Genomic DNA, 18,488 nt, shown 5'->3' with positions numbered 1-18,488 from the left:
AGGAAGATCGCCGGACTGCTATTCCCCGACAACTCCCCGCGCGGGCGCCGGGTACCGTGGACCCGATGCATGTCACCCGAGGCTTCACCGGACGTCCGCGCGTCCCCAACTCCGGCCTGCCGCCCGGTCAGTACGACACGGGCGACGACTGGCCGGTCCTGTCCGCCGAGGTCACGCCCGAACTGGCGCCCGCGGACTGGACGTTCACCGTCGACGGGCTGGTGGCCGAGCCGCGCACCTGGTCCTGGGACGAGGCGCACGCGCTGCCGGCATCCGCGTACGAGGGCGACATCCACTGCGTGACAAGCTGGTCGAAGTTCGGGGTGCGCTTCGGGGGCGTGTCGCTGGACGCCTTCCTGGACCTCGTACGCCCGGCGCCGGAGGCGACGCACGCGGTCGCGTACGCGCACACCGGATACACGACGAACCTCCCGCTGGCCGATCTGACCGGCGGGCGCGCCTGGATCGTCTGGGAGTACGGCGACGAGCCGCTGCCCGCGGAACACGGTGGTCCGGCGCGGCTGCTCGTACCGCATCTGTACTTCTGGAAGAGCGCCAAGTGGATCGCGGGCCTCAGGCTCCTCGACCACGACGAGCCGGGCTTCTGGGAACAGAACGGCTACCACCACCGCGGCAACCCCTGGGAAGAGCAGCGCTACGCCGGTGACTGAGACTCCGACGACCGAAGACCTTCATGCGACCGGGACGTTCACGCCCCAGACCCGGTTCGCCGTGCCCGGCCGGATCGCCGTGAACAACGACACGGCGACGACCTGGCAGCGCGCCACGCTCACCGGGATCCGCCGCGAGACTCCGCGCGCGGCGACCTTCCGGTTCGCCGTGCCCGGCTGGCGGGGCCATGTGCCCGGCCAGCACGTGATGCTGCGGCTCACCGCGGAGGACGGCTACACCGCCCAGCGGCACTATTCGATCGCGTCGCCGCCCGACGACTCGGGGCACATCGAGCTCACGCTGGACCATGTCGAGGGCGGCGAGGTGTCGGGCTGGTTCCACACGGTCGCCGAGCCGGGCGACCAGGTCGAAGTCCGCGGCCCGAACAGCGGTTTCTTCGCCTGGACCGGCGACCGGCCCGCCCTGCTCGTCGGCGCGGGCTCCGGTGTCGTACCGCTGATGTCGATGGTCCGCCACCACCGGGCGCGCGGACTGTCCGTACCGCTGCGCCTGCTCGTCTCGGCGCGCGGGCCCGAGGACTTGATCTACGCGTCGGAGTACGGCGCCGAGACGACACCCGTGTTCACGCGCAACGCGCCGCCCGGCGTGCCCGTGGGGCGGCTGTCGGCCGCGCAGGTGGCGGAACTCCTGGCCGACCGCCCGGACGGCGGGTGGGAGGCCTACGTGTGCGGGTCCAACGGGTTCGCCGAGCATGCCTCGCGGCTCCTCGTCGACGCGGGACAGCCGGTGGACCGCATCCGGATCGAGCGCTTCGGCTGACGCTTCTCCTCACTCCGCTCTGCGGTGCCTCAGTCGCGCGCGGGCGGATCCGGCGGTGTGGGCACTCACCGCCACGAGATCACCGCCACGAGATGGCCCCTCACGGGGTCCATCCGGCGCCGACGGGGAACTCGGGCGGCGTACGACGGTGACCAGCCGCTCCGGGACCGGACGGTGACCGCCGGACGCGAGCGATGAGGAGGCGTGGACATGGGCACGCGGGTGCGCGGCTGGCGTTGGCGGCCCAATCCGCTGCGCAGGCACTGTGACGTGGTGGAGGCGTGGACGGCCCTGGTCGTCGCCGTCCTGCTGTGCCTCGGCGCCCCGCTGGCCGGGCTCGTCACGGGCTGGCAGGCATACGACACGGCGCGGGACACGGCCGCGGAACAGCGGGCCGAACGCCATCGGGTGCGCGCGGAGGTCACCGAGCAGGCGCCCGCCGAGACACCCACCGCCACGGGCGGCAAGCAGCCCACCTACTGGGTCGCCGTGCGCTGGACCGAGCCCGGCGAGCGAGAACGCACGGGTGAGGCCCGCGTCCCGGCAGGCACCCGCCCCGGCGACCGCACCCATGTGTGGCTGGACGACACGGGCCGGGTCGTCGCCGCCCCGGCGGACAGCACGGCGATCTGGCAGCAGGCGCTCGCGGTGGGAGGCTGCGCCACGGGCGGCACCGCGGCCGCTGTCCTGGTGGGGCACTTCGTCGTACGCCGGGTCGCCCTCCACCGCCGCATGACCGAGTGGGAACGCGAGTGGGCCCGTACGGGTCCTGAGTGGAGCCGACGCTGGGCATGACCGGGCCCGGCCGGTGCGTGAAAAGGGCCTGGCGGCCCGCCGACGGCGCCCGTACGGTGTGATCATCCGCACCCTGACCCGTGATCCCGTAAAGGCGGTCATCCATGGCCTTGTTCGACCTGCCCCTCGACCAGCTCCGGAACTACCGCAGCGCGTCCGTCGAGCCCGAGGACTTCGACGCCTTCTGGGCCAAGACGCTTCAGGAGGCGCGCGAGCACGACCTGGACGCCTCCTTCGAGCCGGTCGAGACGCATCTCAAGACCGTGAAGGTGTACGACGTCACGTTCGCCGGGTTCGGCGGTCACCCCGTGAAGGGCTGGCTGACGCTGCCCGCCTGGGCGGACACGCCTCGCCCTGCGGTCGTCCAGTTCGTCGGGTACGGCGGCGGGCGCGGCCTTCCGCACACGCATCTGCTGTGGGCCTCGGCGGGCTTCGCGCACTTCGTGATGGACACCCGCGGCCAGGGCAGTGCCTGGGGAGGCGGTGACACACCGGACCCGGTGGGCAGCGCGCCCGCGTATCCCGGTTTCATGACCCGAGGGGTCGAGGATCCCGAAAGCTACTACTACCGGCGGCTGTTCACCGATGCGGTACGGGCCGTGGAGGCGGCCCGCTCGCATCCGCTGATCGACGCCTCGCACACCGCGGCGGTCGGTTCCAGCCAGGGCGGCGGCATCACGATCGCGGTCGGCGGTCTCGTACCGGACCTGGCGGCGATCGCCCCGGACGTGCCGTTCCTGTGCGACTTCCCGCGCGCGACGACGCTGACGGACCGCGATCCGTACCGGGAGATCGGCAACTACCTCAAGACGCACCGCGGCCGCACCGAGCAGGTGCGGCGCACGCTGTCCTACTTCGACGGCGTGCACTTCGCGGCGCGCGGCCGGGCGCCCGCCCTGTTCTCCGCGGCCCTGGAGGACCAGACCTGCCCGCCGTCGACGGTGTTCGCCGCCTTCAACGCCTGGCCGCACGAGGACAAGACGATCGAGGTGTACGACTTCAACGATCATGAGGGCGGTGGCCCTTACCAGGAGGCGGCCCAGCTGGCGTGGCTGCCGAAGCGCCTGTAGAAGGAGCGGAACCGTCGCGGTCGCAGAGTTACGGGTCCTCGCCGAGGGAAGCGAGGACCCGGCCGGTTCAGGCCAGTACAGAGCTGAACACGTAGCCGAGCGCGTTGGTCGCCCAGTGGAGTCCCATGGGGGCGAGCAGGCTGCCGGTGCGGTGTCGCAGGTAGCAGAAGAGGCAGCCTGCCGCGGCGGTGAGGAGCACGGCGCCGAGGGTGGCCAGGACGGTACCGAGAGGCGATTGCCCGAAGAACGAGCCCACGGCCTGGTTGGAGCCGGTGAGGTGGAGCGACGGGAGGATGTGCCAGAGACCGAACAGCACGGAGGAGAACACGGTGGCCGCGACGGCGCCGCGAGCGCGCAGCACCAGTCCGTAGAGCACCCCGCGGAAGGCGACCTCTTCCAGCAGCACCGTGCCGATCGGCACCTTGATCAGCACCCGGCCGACGACCTCCGCGCCGCTCAGCCCGCTCGCCCTCTCGTCCTCGAACAGCCCGCGGGTTACGGGCAGCGCCGCCGCACACAGGTACACCGCCGCGACGATCCCGGCCAGGGCGAGCGCCCAGCGCAGTCCGCGGCCCAGCGTCTCCCGGGAGAGTCCGAGGTCGGCCCAGCCGCCACCGGCCCGGAACATGATCGCGATCAGCGCGGCGGAGGCGATCGCGGAGCTGAGCACGACCCAGGACGGCGCCCACCGGTTGTTGACCAGGTTCGTGAGCACCAGCAGCGTGACGGCGCCCACGAGCGCTGTCGCGGTGGACGTCCGGCCGCCTTGCCTGCGCTGCGAAAGCTGCTCTGTCACCTCAGTCGCCCTCAATGGGAAGCACTGATCCTCCAGGCTTCGGCTACCCCTGGTGCGTCGCCACCACCATCCGGCAGCGCGGGCTGCCGTCGTCTCTGCTGCCGAACTCGGGGAGTGTGTGCAGGTCCACGACGAAGCCGGCGCGGATCAGTTCGCGGCGTACGTCGCTGAGGCGGAAGGCGCGGTAGTACATGACGAACGGGGGCCGCCACACCGCGTTGCGTACCCGCATCGCCGTGTCGAAGGCGAGCAGGGCCCAGTAGCCGGGAGAGCCGGGGCGGGGCGGGGCCACGACGGGGAAGGCGAACCGTCCGCCGGGCCGCAGCACCGAGTGCACCTGGGCGAACAGGCCGGGCAGTTCGCGCGGCAGGAAGTGGCCGAACGCCCCGAAGCTGACCACCAGGTCGAAGGCCGGACCGAACGGCAGAGCGCGGGCGTCGCCGCGTACCCATGCGGCCGGCGGCCCGGCGGCACGCGTCCGCTCGCGGGCCACGGCGAGCATGCCCGCGCTGATGTCGACGCCGGTGATCCGCTCCCGGCACACCGTGCGCAGCACGTCGATGCCCGCGCCGGTGCCGCAGCACAGATCGAGCCCGCTGTCGAACGGTCCGATCCGCTCCAGTTCCCGCGCGACGGAGCGCAGTACGGGGTCCGGCGTACGGAACGGTGTGTGGTCGAATTTCGGCGCGAGCAGGTCGTATCCGTGCTCGACGGACGACAGCGCCTGAACGGCGAGCTCGCGGAACGTGGGGCCCTGCGGGGTGAACATCGAGGTCAGCTTAGCCAGGGCGAGCGCGCTGTGGTTCGGAAGGGGAGCTTCGCCCCAACGCGACCAGGTGCGCGTTCGGCTGGCGCCCTCAGCTCCCCAGGCGGAGGCCCGCGAGCCAGATGTCGGGCCCGCCCGGCCCTCGGTCGCCGGGTGCACAGGGTGGCAGGGGGTGGCGGCGCAGGCGGAGGAGCGAGCGAATCTTCTTGGTACGGCGGGTGGGAACGGTGGCGGTCATGGGATCCTCCAGTGTCGTGTAGGTGCTTTCACCCCACCGACGAACACCCCCTACACCGATCGACACTCCGCGAGCCGCTTCTCGAGAAATCGCCGCTCGGCGTCGTTCTCCACCAGCTCCAGCGCACGCGCGTACGCCTCGGCCGCCTCCGCCGTCCGCCCCATGCGCCGCAGGAGATCCGCGCGGGTGGCGGGCAGCAGGTGGTACTCGGCCAGGTCGCCCGCCTTCTCCAGTTCGGCCAGCAGGGCCAGCCCCGTCTCCGGTCCCTCGGCCATGCCTACCGCCACCGCACGGTTCAGCTCCACCACCGCGGAGGGCACGAAGCGCCTCAACTCCCCGTACAGCGCGGCGATATCGGCCCAGTCGGTCTCCTCGGAAGTGGCGGCGGTGGTGTGGCAGGCGGCGATGGCGGCCTGGATCTGGTACGGGCCCGGCCGGCCGCGGCGCAGGGCGGTCTCCAGCAGGGCGGCGCCCTCGTCGATCGCGGCGCGGTCCCATGCCGTACGGTCCTGGTCCTCCAGCGTCACCAGTTCGCCCGCCGCGTCCACGCGTGTGCCGCGCCGGGCATCGTGCAGGAGCAGAAGCGCCAGCAGGCCGAGCGCCTCGGGCTCGTCGGGCATGAGCCGGGCCAGCACGCGGGCGAGTCGGATGGCCTCCGCGCACAGGTTCGTACGCACCAGATCGGCGCCGGACGTGGCGGCGTACCCCTCGTTGAACAGCAGGTACACGACGCCGAGTACACCCGTGGTGCGCTCGGGCAGCAGATGCGCGGGTGGTACGCGGTACGGGATTCCGGCGTTGCGGATCTTCCGCTTGGCCCGCACCACGCGTTGCGCCATGGTCGCCTCGGGCACGAGGAAGGCCCGGGCGATCTCGGGCGTGGTCAGCCCCGCGAGGGTACGCAGGGTCAGGGCGACCCGCGCCTCCATGGGCAGCGCCGGATGGCAGCAGGTGAAGATCAGCCGCAGCCGGTCGTCCGTCACCCCGCTGTCGTCCTCGTCGTCCGGGTCGTACGGCCCGTCGTCCCGCGCCAGCACCGCCACCTCCCGCAGCTTCGCCGCCCCCACCGCCTCCCGGCGCAGCACGTCCAGGGCGCGGTTGCGCGCGGTCGTGGTCAGCCAGGCGCCGGGGCGGCGCGGGACTCCGTCGCGCCGCCACCGGTCCAGGGCCTGCGCGAAGGCGTCCTGCGCGCATTCCTCGGCGAGGTCCCAGTCGCCGGTCACCCTGATCAGGGTGGCGACGACCTGGCCCCATTCCTCACGGAAGGCGGCGGCCACCGCCTCCTCGACATCGTTCACTCCCAGACCGGCCGCACCTCGACGGAGCCGCCGCCGAGTGCGGCGGGATGCTTGGAGGCGAGGGCTATGGCCTCGTCGAGGTCGGCGACCTCGATGATGTCGAAGCCCGCGACATACTCCTTGGACTCCACGAACGGCCCGTCGCTGAGCAGCACTTCGTCGCCCTGGACGCGCACGGTGGTGGCGTCGGTGGACGGCCGCAGCCGCGCGCCGCCCTTCACCACACCGCTGGAGCGCACCTCGTCGATGTACGAGGTGAAGTCCGGGTGCTCGGCGATCTCTTCCGGGCTGAGCTCCGCGCCGCCGACCGGGGTGCAGATGAACATCACGTACTTCATGACCGGGTCTCCTCTACTCCTGCGTCGAACGGGACGGACAGATGTTGGTGGACGATCTGCCAGCGGTCGCCCGCGGCGCGGTAGCCGGTGGTCACCCGTACCGTGCTGTCCAGCGGCTTCCCGGTGGTCAGCGTGGCGCGCATCCGGACGAGCGCGTGGCTGAACGCGACGCTCTCGTCCACCCGGACACGGAAGTCGAGCACATCACGGCTCACGGGTCCGGTCACGGTGGAGAACCACCACTCCTGGGCCTTGCGGAAGGCGTCGATCCCGCGCTGCTCCAGGCCGGTCATGGGGTGGAAGACCTCGACATCGGGCGCGTACAAGGCCACCATCCGATCGATGTCCCGCTCGCGCGTGGCCCGCGTCATCTCGTCGTCGAGGCGGCGGATCTCTCCTTCGGCGTCCTCGTCCTCCCAGAACGGGCGCACCTCCATGGCCCCGATGGTCGCCACGGGATGCTTCGCGGCCGCCTCGATGGCCTCCTCCATGGTGTCGCACTCGAGGATGTCGTACCCGGCGACGTACTCCTTCGTCTCCGCGAACGGCCCGTCCGTGCGCAGCACTTCACCGCCGCGCACCCGAACGGTGACCGCCTCGGCGGGCAGCCGCAGCCGGTGGCCGTGCAGCCGTACACCGCGGTCGCCGAGCTCCTCCACCCAGGGCTCGACGGACGCCATGCCCGAGGTGTCGGCGGTGTCGTCACCGCAGACCAGCAGCATGTACTTCATGGTTCCTCCTGGTACTCATGAGGTCCTGACACCCCACCGACGAACGGGCCCGCGCCGAATCGACACCTCCCCATGATTGTCCTGCCGGACGGCAGCCACATTCGGGAGCATCCGGGAGTCCTTCCCACCCGGCGCCCGTCCACGGTTGGATATGACCATGCCCGACGAGCACGAGCGGATGATGCGCGCCAACCAGGCCAACTGGGACGCCCGTACCCCCGTCCACCTCGCCAGCCGGTTCTACGGCCTCGGCACCTCCCTCGACCCGGAGCGCTGGTTCGCCGCCTGGGAGTGGGAGGACCTCGGCGAACTCGCCGGCCGCGACGTGCTGCACCTCCAGTGCCACCTCGGCACCGAGACGATCGCCTTCGCCGGGCGCGGTGCCCGGGCGGTGGGCCTCGACATCTCGGAGGCGTCGGTCAAGGCCGCGGCCGACATCGCCGGGCGGGCGGGCGCCGACGTCGAGTACGTACGGGCCAATGTGTACGACGCCGTCGAGGCCCTCGGCGGGCGGCGGTTCGACGTCGTCTACACCGGCAAGGGCGCTCTGTGCTATCTGCCCGACCTGGACCGCTGGGCGGCGACGGTCGCCCAACTCCTGCGTCCGGGAGGCCGGTTGTACATCGCCGAGTTCCATCCCCTCCTCAACTCCCTGGGCCCCAAGCCCGCCGAGGGCGAGGGTTCCGAACTCCTGCTGCGGCACGACTACTTGGGGCGCGGGACGGCCGTCCACCGCAGCGGCAGGTACACGTACACGGACGGCCCGCCCGTTCAGGGCGCGACCGACAGCTACGAGTGGATGCACGGCCTCGGCGAGGTCGTGGGCGCCCTGGTCGGAGCCGGTCTGCGGATCGAGCGGCTGCGGGAGAGCGACGAACTACCCTGGCCCCGCTGGCCCGAGATGAACCGCACCCCCTCCGGCTGGTGGCGCCTGCCGGACAGCTCCCCGCGTATCCCGCTCCTGTACGGACTCCTGGCCCGCCGCTGATCAAAATCCCTCTGTGCTACGGTTGTTCTAGCACTTGTGTACGCCCCTTCTCGGGCGCCGGTGCTTGTCTCATCTCAGTCAGCTGATCCGCCCGTCTCTTTCCGACCGGCGAAGCAGCTTCTCCGCACCACCTCTCTTCACGTACGGCCATGGGCGTTCCGCCCGCCGCACGAGAGGTGATGTCTCCGCCGTACGGGGCGTGCCCATGCCGCCCCGCCATTTCGGCCTCTCCCCTTCATGACCCCATGGTTTCGTCCGCGAAAGGACACACCCACATGACCACCACACTCGAACGCCCGCCTACTTCGCACACGCAGGAGCAGGCCACCGGCGTACTCGACATCACTTCCAACGGGCAGGGCCACCTGCGCACCGCAAGCTGCCTGCCCGAGTCCACCGACCTCCAGGTCTCCGCCGCGCTGATCCGCCGGTACGGCCTGCGCAAGGGCGACCTCGTCGAAGGCGTAGCCGTACGCGGCAAGCAGCGCGCCCTCACCGGGATCGAGCGGGTCAACGGCCGCAGGCCCGAAGAGCTGCGCTCCCGCCCGCACTTCCGTGACCTCACCCCGCTGCACCCGCGCGAGCGGCTGCGGCTCGAACACCCGGCGGGCGGCCTGACGACCCGGGTCATCGACCTGGTCTCGCCGATCGGCAAGGGCCAGCGCGGCCTGATCGTCGCCCCGCCGAAGACCGGCAAGACGGTGCTGCTCCAGCAACTGGCCGCCGCCGTGGCCGGCAACCATCCCGAGTGCCATCTGATGGTGGTGCTGCTCGACGAGCGCCCCGAGGAGGTCACCGACATGCGGCGTTCCGTACGCGGTGAGGTGCTGGCCTCGACCTTCGACCAGGGGCCGAAGCAGCACATCGCGCTCGCCGAGCTGGCCGTGGAGCGGGCCAAGCGGCTCGTCGAGGCGGGCCAGGACGTCGTGATCCTCCTCGACTCGCTGACCCGGCTGTGCAGGGCGCACAACAACGCTGCCGCCGCAGGTGGCCGCACTCTCAGCGGCGGTGTCGACGCCGCCGCGCTCCACGGACCCAAGCGGCTTTTCGGTGCCGCGCGCCTGGCCGAGGAGGGCGGCTCGCTCACGATCCTCGCCACGGCGCTGGTGGAGACGGGCTCGCGTGCCGACGACTTCTACTTCGAGGAGCTCAAGAGCACCGGCAACATGGAGCTGCGCCTGGACCGCACGCTCGCGTCCAGGCGGATCTTTCCGGCCGTCGACGTCACCCCGTCCGGTACCCGCCGTGAGGAACTCCTGGTTCCCGCAAGCGAGTTGGCGGCCGTACGCGGGCTGCGGCGCGCCCTGCACTCCCGCGGCGACACGCAGGCGGGGCTGGAAACCCTGCTGGAGCGGATGCGGGAGACACCGGACAACGCCACGTTTCTGCGGCAGGTCCAGCCGACCGTGCCCGGCGGTCGGTGAGCCTCTGCCCGCATGGCCCTGCCACGCAGGTACGGCTCAGGGCCGGGGCACCAAGGTGCCCTACGGCCTCTCCGCCCGGTCGTGGCTGGTGATCGCCGGCGGCTCCGACCGGTGGGCGGCGGCGGGGGCGATCTCGGGGGCGGCCTGTCTGGGTGCGGGAGTTGTGGCCGTGGTGCTGCGCACCAGATGGTTCACGCGTGTCTGACCGACGGGCAGGGCGAACAGCAGGCCGAGGGTGATCCACACGTAGATGTTGCTGCCGAGGAAGCCGTCGATGCCGGACGCGTCGTCGAACCACAGCCACACCACGCTGCTGCACAACAGCACATACGACACGCCCGCGGCCCACAGCAGCCGTCGGCGCCGCAGTCCCTCCTCGGCGAGGATCGCGAAGGACGGCAGCAACCACACGAGATGGTGCACCCAGGTGATCGGGCTGACCAGGCAGGCGACGAGCCCGGTCAGGGCGAAGGCGCCCATCAGGTCGTCGGCGGCGATGGCCCGGTGGGTGCGCCAGGCCCAGACTCCGAGGACGGCGAGAGCGGCCAACGCCCAGGCGATACGGCTCGGTTCGGCGGGGTCGGCGAGCCGGGCCAGTACGCCTTGCAGGGACTGGTTGGACACGTAGTCGAGGCGGCCGATGCGAGTCGTGTCCCAGACGGCCTCGGTCCAGTAGAAGCGGGAGGGCTCCGGTGCCGCCCAGGCGGCGAGGACGGTGGCGCTCGCGGCGACGGCCGCCGCGAGCGCGGCGGGGCGGGGGCGCCTGGCGAGCAGCAGCAGAACGATGAAGATCGCGGGCGTGAGCTTGATCGCGGCGGCAAGCCCGATGCCCACGCCCGCCCAGCGACCGCGCCCGGTGGACAGCAGCCAGGCGTCGCCGAGGACGAGGGCCAGCAGCAGAAGGTTGACCTGGCCGAAGCTGACGGTGTCGCGGGCGGGTTCGAACATCGCCAGCATGCAGACGACCAGGGCGAAGCCGAACCAGCCGTACCGGCGACGCAGCTCGCGCGGGACCAGAATCCCGAGGACCACGGCTGTCGCGGCGAGGTTGAGGAGCAGTCCGACGGCGATCGCGGCGTGCAGTCCGAGGAGCGCCATCGGCACCATGCTGACCGCCGCGAAGGGCGGGTAGGTGAAGCCGTACGCCGTCCCCGGCACGTGGTAGTCGTAGATACGGCCGCCGTGATGGATCCAGGCGTCCACGGCCCCGTGGTACACCCGCAGGTCGAACCAGCCGCGCAGGAGCGGCACGGCCGCGGTGAACAGCGCCACGGCGGCGACGAGGACCAGTACGAAGGCGAGCCGTCCCCGTTCCGTACGCGGAAGCCTCATGCGGTGCGCTCCAGGACCGGCGCGTTCGACGTCTGGTGGGCCTGCCAGAGCACGACCACCGCGAGCACGCCGCCCGACACGGCCAGGACCAGCTGTTCGAGGTCCGGTGGGCTGCCGCTGGGCAGGACGCCGAGCGCGAGCACTCCGGTCACGGCGGCGACCCGGTGGCGTACCGACGTGCTGGGTGCCGCGGCGGCGATGAGGAACAGGCCCCACAGGGCGTACCAGGGCCGGATGGCAGGACCGAGGACAGCCACCGTCGCCAGGCTGAGGCCGAGTGCGTAGACGGGGCTGAGCCGGGGGCGGCGCAGCCATATGGCGAGTATGACGACGACCGTGGCCACGAGTCCGAGGGCGTGCCAGGCGGGCAGGGCGAGGGGCGCGAGGTCGCTGCCCAGGTCCTCGAGGAGGGACCCTGTCGCGCGGCCGAGGACGCTGGTGGGTGACCAGTTGTGCGGTGAGATGGGTGTCTTGAGGGCGCTGATCCAGCCGTATCCCGTACCGGCGACGGCGGTTGCGGCGACAGTGGTGGCGAGCGCGGCGGCCGCAGTCGTCACCGTGGACTTCAACAGGCCGCGCCCTGCCCGCACTTGGAGAGCTACGACGGCCGCGAGACCGAGTACAGCCGGGACCTTGACCAGGGCGGCGAGCGTGACGAGCACGGCGCCGAGGAGGGGCCATCGGCCGAGTGCGGCCACCAGTCCGATGCCGAGGAGCCCGAGCATGATGGCGTCGTTGTGCGCGCCGGCGACGAGGTGCAGCAGCACGAGCGGGTTGAGCGCGCCGAGCCACAGCGCGGCGGCCGGGTCGGCGCCGCTGTGCCGGGCGAGCCTCGGCAGGGCGGCGGCCATCAGCGCCACGCCGAGCAGTGCGACCACCCGCATCCCGAACAGCCCGGCCGGTACTTCGCCCCGCGTCAGCCCGGAGAGCGCGGAGGCGACGGCGAGAAAGGCGGGACCGTACGGCGTCGCGGTGTGCTGCCACACGGGCGCCACCTCGTCGGCGAGCGGCCCGCCGAGCCGTGCGGGGCCGTGGGTGTAGACGTCGATGTGCGCGTCGACCATGGCGCCCTGCGCGAGGTAGCTGTACACGTCCCGGCTGAACAACGGCGGTGCGAGCAGCAACGGGGCGGCCCACACGCCGAGAACTATCAACAGAGCGCGTGGAGTTGGCGGTTCGGGCCCTCGGATCACCCGCCCCAGCAGGGCCCAGGCGGCGATCAGCAGCACCACCCCGAAGTACACACCGACCAGGCCGAGCGCCGCCCGCGCCGAGGCCGGGGCCAGCAGCTCCCGCACCGGCAGAGCCCCGGCCGTCTCACCTCCCGCCGCGAGAAAGCCCGAACCCACAAGTCCGAGCACCTGACAGCGACGCAGATCGACGGAGAAACCCATGGCCAACACTCGGGAAGCGTGTCAACGCCGAGTGGCCGGAAAGCGACACGCGTCTCTCTGATCGGCAGCCGCCGTGTGACCGCCGTCTGACCGAACGGCGACCACCCCTCAAATCCGCCTGAGAACAACCGCCTCAGAACACGGACAGTCCCGTCAGTGTCGTGAAACGCTCAAGGGCCGCGACGCCCGCCACCGAGTTCCCCCGTTCGTCCAGGCCCGGGCTCCACACGCACAGCGTGCAGCGGCCGGGAACGACGGCGATGATGCCGCCGCCGACGCCGCTCTTGCCGGGCAGGCCGACCCGGTACGCGAACTCGCCCGCGGCGTCATACGTGCCGCAGGTCAGCATGACCGCGTTGACCTGCTTGGCCTGACTGCGGGTCAGCAGGCGCGTGCCGTCGGCCCGTACGCCGTGGCGGGCGAGGAATCCGGTGGCGAGGGCGAGGTCGGCGCAGGACGCCTCGATGGAGCACTGCCGGAAGTACTGGTCCAGGAGTGCCGGGACCGGGTTGCCGATATTTCCGTACGACGCCATGAAGTGGCCGAGGGCGGCGTTGCGGTCGCCGTGGGCGGCCTCGGAGGCGGCGACGTCCTTGTTGATGGCGAGGTGCTCGTTGCCGCTCTCCGCGCGCAGGAAGTCGAGGAGGGTGCCGGCCGCGTCGCCGGTCTGGGTGTGCAGGCGGTCGGTGACGACAAGGGCACCCGCGTTGATGAAGGGATTGCGCGGGATGCCGTTCTCGTACTCCAGCTGCACCAGCGAGTTGAAGGGGTTGCCGGAGGGCTCGCGTCCGACGCGCTCCCACAGGGCGTCGCCCCCGCCCGCCAGGACGAGCGCGAGGGTGAAGACCTTGGTGAGCGACTGCGCGGAGAACGGCTGCCGCCAGTCCCCCACCCCGTGCACCGTGCCGTCCAGCTCCGCGACGGCCATGCCGAACCGACGCGGGTCGCATGCCGCGAGCGCCGGGATGTAGTCGGCGGGCCGACCACGTGCGGGCATGTTCTCGATCTCGGCGGCGATGCGGTCCAGGACGGGCTGGAGGGTGAGGGACGACGAAGACACTGCCATGATCACCATTCTGCCGTTCGGTCCCCGCCGAGGCGGGTGGGCACGGGTGCCCGCGCCATCATCGTGTGCCCGACCAGCACACCGCGGGCACCCGCGCGTCTCAGTTGGCCCGCGAGCCCGCCAGTACCTCCGGCCGCAGCAGCGCGGCCAGCCGGTCGGGAGGCAACAGGCCCTTTTCCAGAACGAGTTCGGCAACTCCGCGCCCCGTCGCGAGGGCTTCCTTCGCAATGCCGGTGGCCGCCTCGTACCCGATGTACGGGTTGAGCGCGGTGACCAGGCCGATGGAGTTCTCGACGGCCTCGCGCAGCACGTCCTCGTTGGCCGTGATCCCGGCGACGCAGCGCTCGGCCAGGGTCAGGCAGGCGGCGCGCAGATGCGTGATGCTCTCCGACAGGGCGTGCAGGATGACCGGCTCGAAGGCGTTGAGCTGGAGCTGTCCGGCCTCCGCGGCCATCGTGATGGTGACGTCGTTGCCGATCACCTCGAAGGCGACCTGGTTGACAACCTCGGGAATCACCGGGTTCACCTTGCCGGGCATGATGCTCGAACCGGCCTGTACCGGCGGCAGGTTGATCTCGTTCAGGCCCGCGCGCGGCCCGGACGACAGCAGCCGCAGGTCGTTGCAACTCTTCGAGAGCTTCACCGCGATCCGCTTCAGCACCCCGGACATCTGCACGAAGGCCCCGCAGTCCTGCGTGGCCTCGACCAGGTTGGCGGCGGTGACCAGCGGCAGCCCGGTGATGTCCGCGAGGTGCCGGCGCGCGGCCTCGGCGTATCCGGCGGGCGCGTTGAGCCCGGTGCCGATCGCGGTCGCGCCCAGGTTGATCTCGTGGATCAGCGCGACGGCCTCGGCGAGCCGGCTGCGGTCCTCGTCCAGCATCACCGCGTACGCCGAGAACTCCTGACCGAGCGTCATCGGCACCGCGTCCTGCAGCTGCGTACGCCCCATCTTCAGCACGTCACGGAACTCGACGGCCTTGGCGGCGAAGGCGTCCTGCAGCACCGCCATCGCCTTCAGCAGCCCGCGCACCGCGAAGATGGTGGCGACGTTGACGGCGGTCGGGTAGACATCGTTGGTCGACTGGCCGAGGTTGACGTCCTCGTTCGGGTGCAGGAACTCGTACGCGCCCTTCGGATGTCCGAGGAGCTCCAACGCCCGGTTGGCGACGACCTCGTTGGCGTTCATGTTCGTCGAGGTCCCGGCGCCGCCCTGGATGACGTCGACGACGAACTGGTCGTGCAGCTTCCCGTCCCGGATCTCCTGGCAAGCCTCGACGATGGCCGCCGCCTTGCGGGGCTCCAGCAGACCGAGCTCCTCGTTGGCGCGGGCGGCGGCCTCCTTGACGGCGGCCAGTGCGTCGATCAGGTGCGGGTAGGCGGAGATCGGGGTGCCCGTGATGGGGAAGTTCTCCTTGGCGCGCAGGGAGTGGATGCCCCAGTACGCCTCGGCGGGGACGTCACGGTCGCCGAGCAGGTCGTGCTCGCTGCGATGGGCTGCGGCGGCGGTCATATCGGTGCGGCTCTTCTTTCAGGAGAAGGGGTGGATCAGGCCCGCGTGAGCGGATCAGGCGTCAGCCAGCGGTTCCAGTGCGCGGGCCGGCCGGATGCTCCCGACCACCTCCCCGCCCCCGAACAGCGGCGCCTGAGCGAACTCGGCGAGCACGACCGGGTCGACGCCGCAGCGGGCGAGGGCGGCGGCGACCACGGGCAGCCGGGCCCGGTCCGCGCCGTCCGCGATCTTCACGGCGACCGCCCGCCCGTCGGGAAGCGCCGCGACGTGTACGCCCTCGAAGCCGTCCTTGGTGAGCAGCCCCGGCACGGCCCTCATCAGCGCGGCGACGTCGCGGCCGGAGCCGGACGCCATTTCGGCGTGCTCACGCATCGCGTCGGCGACCCGCGCCTCGGGTGTGCCGGGCGGGGCGGTGGTGATCCGGGCGGCGGCGCGCGCGAGCCCGTGCAGCGAAATGGAGAACAAGGGCGCACCACAGCCGTCGACGGACACGTGCGCGATGGACTGCCCGGTGAGGTCCTCGACGATCTCCGCGATCGCCTGCTGGAGCGGATGCGCGGGGTCGAGGTAGTCGTCGAGCGACCAGCCGTTCAGGTGCGCCGTGTAGAGCATCGCCGCGTGCTTGCCCGAGCAGTTCTGCGCGAGCTGCGACGGCAGCCGCCCCTCGCGCACCCAGGCTTCCCGTACGACCGGGTCGTACGGCAGGTCCGGCACATTGCGCAGGGCCTCCTCGGGGAGCCCGGCCTGCTCCAGGATCCGCCGGGTTCCGGCGAGATGCCGCTCCTCGCCGGAGTGGCTGGCCGCGGCCAGCGAGAGCAGCTCCCCGTCGAGCGGCAGCCCGGCCCGCAGCATGGCCACCGCCTGTACGGGCTTGAGCGCCGAGCGCGGGTAGAAGGCCGCCTCGATGTCGCCGATCTGCAGTTCCACCATCCCGTCGGCGCCGAGCACGACGACCGAGCCGTAGTGGATGCCCTCGATGACACCGCCACGTACGAGCTGGGCGACGGGCGCGTGCAGCGGCTCCCGGATCGTGGGCGCCTCGGCCAGTGAACTGCCCTGTTCGGCAAAGGTTTTGAGGCAGCTCACGCGTCGGCTCCGGACTTGCGTACGGCCGCCACCCGGCGCCGTACGGCGAACCATCCCGCCACCAGGGCCGCCACGATCAGCGGCAGACACATCACGGTCGTACGTCCCGCTCCCCCGTCGGCGTACATCAGCACCAGCACGGAAGCGAGGAAGAACAGAGTGACGAGCTCGGTCCAGGGCGAGCCCGGCAGACGATAGCTGGGGCGCTCCAGCTCGCCTTCCTGTGTCTTCCGCCAGAAGACCAGGTGACAGATCATGATCATGCCCCAGGTGGCGAGGATGCCGATGGCCGCGAAGTTCAGCACGATCTCGAACGCGTCGTCGGGGACGACGAAGTTGAGGCCGACACCGAGTACACAGATACCGCTGGTGAGCAGGATTCCGCCGTACGGGACCTGGCTGCGGCTCATCACCGAGGTGAACTTCGGCGCCGAGCCTGCCATCGCCATGGAGCGCAGGATGCGGCCGGTGGAGTACAGGCCGGAGTTCAGCGAGGACATGGCGGCGGTCATCACGACCAGGTTCATCACGCCGCCCGCGGCCGGGATGCCGATGTTGGACAGCACGGTGACGAAGGGGCTCTCGCCGGCGCTGTACGACGACCACGGCAGCAGCATCGAGAGGAGCACCACGGAGCCGACGTAGAAGAGACCGACGCGCCACATGATGGAGTTGATCGCCTTCGGCATGATCTTCTCCGGGTTCTCCGTCTCACCCGCCGCGACACCGACGAGCTCTACGGAGGCGTAGGCGAAGACGACGCCCTGGACGATCAGCAGCATCGGCAGCAGGCCGTTGGGGAAGAGGCCGCCGTTGTCGGTGATCAGGGACGGGCCGGGGGTGTTGCCGTCCACGGGCTGCTGGGTGGCCAGCAGGAAGATGCCGATGAACATGAAGGCGACCAGGGCGCCGACCTTGATGATCGCGAACCAGAACTCCAGCTCACCGAAGTACTTCACCGAGATGAGGTTCACGGTGAGGACGACGGCGAGTGCGATGAGCGCGATCACCCACTGCGGGATGTCGGAGAACATGCCCCAGTAGTGGGTGTAGGTGGCGACCGCGGTGATGTCGGCGATGCCGGTGGTCGCCCAGTTCAGGAAGTACATCCAGCCCGCGGTGTACGCGCCCTTCTCGCCGAGGAACTCCCGCGCGTAGGACACGAAGGCGCCGGAGGAGGGCCGGTACAGGACGAGTTCGCCGAGGGCGCGGACGACGAGGAAGGCGAAGATTCCGCAGACGGCGTACGCGATGAAGAGCGAGGGGCCGGCTTCGGCGAGCCGTCCGCCGGCGCCGAGGAAGAGGCCGGTGCCGATGGCGCCGCCGATGGCGATCATGTTGACGTGCCGGGACTTCAGGGACTTGCTGTATCCCGCGTCTCCGGCGTCGACGTGAGCGGCCGGTTTCCGTATCTCTTCGTCGAGGGACTGCTCGCTCACGCTGGGGTCTCGCCTTCTGTGGGGGTGTCTGTGCTGTCGGTGTTTTCGGCGCCCTCGGGTCGCACGATCGCGGTGAGGGTCGTCTCGACGCGGTCGAGGTGGTGGGCCATGGCTTCGGTCGCGTCGCGCTCGCTGCCGTCGATCAACGCCTCGACGATCGCCCGGTGTTCGCGGTTGGACTGCTCGCGACGGCCGCCGAGTTCGTTGAGGAACGCGGACTGGCGGGCCAGCGCGTCACGGATCTCCTCGATCACGCGGCGGAAGACCGGGTTCTGCGCGGCCTGCGCGACGGCGAGATGGAAGAGCGTGTCCATGGCCACCCAGGCGGTGGTGTCGGTCTCGTGCTCCATCCGGTCGAGCAGGTGGGCGAGATGGTCGAGGTCCTCGGGTGTGCGGCGGGCGGCGGCGTAGCCCGCGACGGGGATCTCGACATGGCGCCGGACCTCTATCAGGTCGCTGGCCGCGTAGTCGCCGAAAGTGGGGTCGACGACCGGCCCGTTCGAGACGACGAACGTGCCCTTGCCGGTACGGGACACGGTCAGGCCCATCGTCTGCAGGGCCCGCAACGCCTCCCGCAACACGGGACGGCTGACCTCGAGGCTCCGGCACAGCTCCGCCTCGGACGGCAGCTTGTCCCCCACGGCGTACTCGCCGCGCTCGATCGCACTCCGGAGATGACTGAGCACCGCTTCCATCGCGCTGACGCGCCGCGGGACCGAGCCACCTGTCTGGCTGTCTGACAGGTTCACGGGGGTGATCCTGCGG

At 71.1% G+C, this 18,488-nt stretch carries 19 protein-coding genes; 6 read left to right on the top strand and 13 right to left on the bottom strand.

Annotation, left to right across the window (positions count from 1 at the left end; translation table 11 throughout):
* The first annotated feature begins 65 nt into the window (after positions 1-65).
* The 4 genes from IEZ21_RS17835 (at position 66) to IEZ21_RS17820 (ending at position 3,317) form a co-directional block, all read left to right on the top strand.
* Complete coding sequence (locus tag IEZ21_RS17835) at positions 66-671, top strand: sulfite oxidase-like oxidoreductase (RefSeq protein WP_189322864.1); 606 nt, start codon at positions 66-68, stop codon at positions 669-671.
* Positions 664-1,452, top strand: coding sequence for a ferredoxin reductase (locus IEZ21_RS17830; protein WP_246567846.1), 789 nt, complete (start codon positions 664-666; stop codon positions 1,450-1,452). The genes IEZ21_RS17835 and IEZ21_RS17830 overlap by 8 nt, the downstream gene beginning before the upstream one ends.
* Before the next feature lie 210 nt (positions 1,453-1,662).
* Positions 1,663-2,247, top strand: coding sequence for an Rv1733c family protein (locus IEZ21_RS17825; protein ID WP_189322863.1), 585 nt, complete (start codon positions 1,663-1,665; stop codon positions 2,245-2,247).
* Positions 2,248-2,351: 104 nt separating this feature from the next.
* Positions 2,352-3,317, top strand: coding sequence for an acetylxylan esterase (locus IEZ21_RS17820; protein WP_189322862.1), 966 nt, complete (start codon positions 2,352-2,354; stop codon positions 3,315-3,317).
* Between the two features lie 67 nt (positions 3,318-3,384).
* Here the strand turns inward: IEZ21_RS17820 and IEZ21_RS17815 are convergent, their stop codons facing one another.
* From IEZ21_RS17815 to IEZ21_RS17790, 6 genes are all read right to left on the bottom strand, one after another.
* Positions 3,385-4,113, bottom strand: a complete 729-nt coding sequence (locus IEZ21_RS17815; RefSeq protein ID WP_189322861.1) for a CPBP family intramembrane glutamic endopeptidase — start codon at positions 4,111-4,113, stop codon at positions 3,385-3,387.
* A 43-nt stretch (positions 4,114-4,156) separates the two neighbouring features.
* Positions 4,157-4,882, bottom strand: a complete 726-nt coding sequence (locus IEZ21_RS17810; RefSeq protein ID WP_189322860.1) for a class I SAM-dependent methyltransferase — start codon at positions 4,880-4,882, stop codon at positions 4,157-4,159.
* Positions 4,883-4,970: 88 nt separating this feature from the next.
* Positions 4,971-5,117, bottom strand: a complete 147-nt coding sequence (locus IEZ21_RS17805; RefSeq protein WP_189322859.1) for a hypothetical protein — start codon at positions 5,115-5,117, stop codon at positions 4,971-4,973.
* Between the two features lie 50 nt (positions 5,118-5,167).
* A complete protein-coding gene (locus IEZ21_RS17800) occupies positions 5,168-6,421 on the bottom strand; it encodes an RNA polymerase sigma factor (protein WP_213089313.1) in 1,254 nt (417 codons plus the stop codon).
* Positions 6,412-6,753 carry a YciI family protein gene (locus IEZ21_RS17795; RefSeq protein WP_189322857.1) on the bottom strand — a complete coding sequence of 114 codons (342 nt, stop codon included), beginning with the start codon at positions 6,751-6,753 and terminating at the stop codon, positions 6,412-6,414. Before IEZ21_RS17795 ends, IEZ21_RS17800 begins: the two co-directional genes overlap by 10 nt.
* Positions 6,750-7,484, bottom strand: a complete 735-nt coding sequence (locus tag IEZ21_RS17790; RefSeq protein ID WP_189322856.1) for an SgcJ/EcaC family oxidoreductase — start codon at positions 7,482-7,484, stop codon at positions 6,750-6,752. The genes IEZ21_RS17795 and IEZ21_RS17790 overlap by 4 nt, the downstream gene beginning before the upstream one ends.
* A 157-nt stretch (positions 7,485-7,641) precedes the next feature.
* Here IEZ21_RS17790 and IEZ21_RS17785 point away from each other — a divergent pair, with 157 nt between their 5' ends.
* Together IEZ21_RS17785 and rho are read left to right on the top strand one after the other, a co-directional pair.
* Positions 7,642-8,472 carry a class I SAM-dependent methyltransferase gene (locus IEZ21_RS17785; RefSeq protein WP_373302241.1) on the top strand — a complete coding sequence of 277 codons (831 nt, stop codon included), beginning with the start codon at positions 7,642-7,644 and terminating at the stop codon, positions 8,470-8,472.
* Between the two features lie 275 nt (positions 8,473-8,747).
* Complete coding sequence (gene rho, locus IEZ21_RS17780) at positions 8,748-9,896, top strand: transcription termination factor Rho (RefSeq protein ID WP_189322854.1); 1,149 nt, start codon at positions 8,748-8,750, stop codon at positions 9,894-9,896.
* Positions 9,897-9,956: 60 nt separating this feature from the next.
* On the opposite strand, the gene IEZ21_RS17775 is transcribed toward rho, so the two are convergent.
* The 7 genes from IEZ21_RS17775 to IEZ21_RS17745 all read right to left on the bottom strand — a co-directional run bounded on the left by IEZ21_RS17775 (position 9,957) and on the right by IEZ21_RS17745 (position 18,472).
* On the bottom strand, positions 9,957-11,228 hold the full coding sequence (locus tag IEZ21_RS17775; RefSeq protein WP_189322853.1) for a glycosyltransferase 87 family protein: 1,272 nt from the start codon (positions 11,226-11,228) through the stop codon (positions 9,957-9,959).
* Complete coding sequence (gene mptB / locus IEZ21_RS17770) at positions 11,225-12,622, bottom strand: polyprenol phosphomannose-dependent alpha 1,6 mannosyltransferase MptB (protein ID WP_189322920.1); 1,398 nt, start codon at positions 12,620-12,622, stop codon at positions 11,225-11,227. Before mptB ends, IEZ21_RS17775 begins: the two co-directional genes overlap by 4 nt.
* A gap of 133 nt (positions 12,623-12,755) precedes the next feature.
* Entirely contained in the window at positions 12,756-13,697 is a 942-nt protein-coding gene (locus tag IEZ21_RS17765) for a glutaminase (RefSeq protein WP_189322852.1), read from the bottom strand.
* 91 nt (positions 13,698-13,788) lie between these two features.
* Positions 13,789-15,198, bottom strand: a complete 1,410-nt coding sequence (gene aspA, locus IEZ21_RS17760) for an aspartate ammonia-lyase (protein ID WP_189322851.1) — start codon at positions 15,196-15,198, stop codon at positions 13,789-13,791.
* A gap of 54 nt (positions 15,199-15,252) precedes the next feature.
* On the bottom strand, positions 15,253-16,284 hold the full coding sequence (locus tag IEZ21_RS17755; protein WP_246567844.1) for an asparaginase: 1,032 nt from the start codon (positions 16,282-16,284) through the stop codon (positions 15,253-15,255).
* Complete coding sequence (locus tag IEZ21_RS17750; RefSeq protein ID WP_189322849.1) at positions 16,281-17,723, bottom strand: amino acid permease; 1,443 nt, start codon at positions 17,721-17,723, stop codon at positions 16,281-16,283. The genes IEZ21_RS17755 and IEZ21_RS17750 overlap by 4 nt, the downstream gene beginning before the upstream one ends.
* Positions 17,720-18,472 carry a FadR/GntR family transcriptional regulator gene (locus IEZ21_RS17745; protein ID WP_189322848.1) on the bottom strand — a complete coding sequence of 251 codons (753 nt, stop codon included), beginning with the start codon at positions 18,470-18,472 and terminating at the stop codon, positions 17,720-17,722. The genes IEZ21_RS17750 and IEZ21_RS17745 overlap by 4 nt, the downstream gene beginning before the upstream one ends.
* Positions 18,473-18,488: the final 16 nt, after the last annotated feature.

The organism is Streptomyces flaveus (genome assembly GCF_014647675.1).
Classification (GTDB): domain Bacteria; phylum Actinomycetota; class Actinomycetes; order Streptomycetales; family Streptomycetaceae; genus Streptomyces; species Streptomyces flaveus.
Note: the sequence above shows the minus strand (reverse complement) of the source record. Positions and strands in the feature narration are given on the sequence as shown.